The 655-nt window shown below is 64.7% G+C and carries 1 protein-coding gene; it reads left to right on the top strand.

Translation table 11 applies throughout. The features are described from left to right. On the top strand, positions 1 to 655 hold a 655-nt coding region (locus tag EN984_RS36780), incomplete at both ends, for a putative PEP-binding protein (protein ID WP_164766029.1).

The following is a 655-nucleotide window of genomic DNA, read 5'->3' as shown; positions in this document are numbered from 1 at the left end:
GCGGTGACCAAGGCCGGCACGGCGGTGCGGATGCAGGTCAACATCGCCGACCCGTCCGAGGTCGACGGCATCGATATCGCCACCTGCGACGGGGTCGGGCTGATGCGCACCGAATTCCTGTTCGGCAAGACGCTGCCGGACGAGGGGACACAGTATCGCGCCTATCGCAAGGTGCTGGAATGGGCTGGTGAAAAACCGGTGACGATCCGCACCGTCGATGCCGGCGGCGACAAGCCGGTGCCCGGCTTCACCGTCGAGGAGAGCAATCCGTTCCTCGGCCTGCGCGGAATCAGGCTGTCGCTGGCAAGACCGGAGGTGTTTCGTGTACAGATCCGGGCACTGCTGCGCGCCGCGGTGCACGGCAATCTGAAAGTGATGTTTCCGATGATCGCCATTGTGGAGGAATACCGACAGGCAGCGGCGATGTTCGCCGAGGAGCAGACCGCACTTGCCGCGCGCGGCATCGCGAACAAGATGCCGCCGCTCGGTATCATGGTCGAGGTGCCGTCGGTGGCGATCGTGCCGGAAGCCTTTACCGAGGCCGCCTTCTTCTCGATCGGCTCCAACGACCTCACCCAATATGTCATGGCGGCCGCCCGCGATGACGCTGCCGTGGCACATCTCAATTCGGTCCGTCATCCGGCCGTGCTACGGC

Source organism: Mesorhizobium sp. M7A.F.Ca.CA.004.12.1.1, assembly GCF_003997835.1.
Classification (GTDB): Bacteria; Pseudomonadota; Alphaproteobacteria; order Rhizobiales; family Rhizobiaceae; genus Mesorhizobium.
Note: the sequence above shows the minus strand (reverse complement) of the source record. Positions and strands in the feature narration are given on the sequence as shown.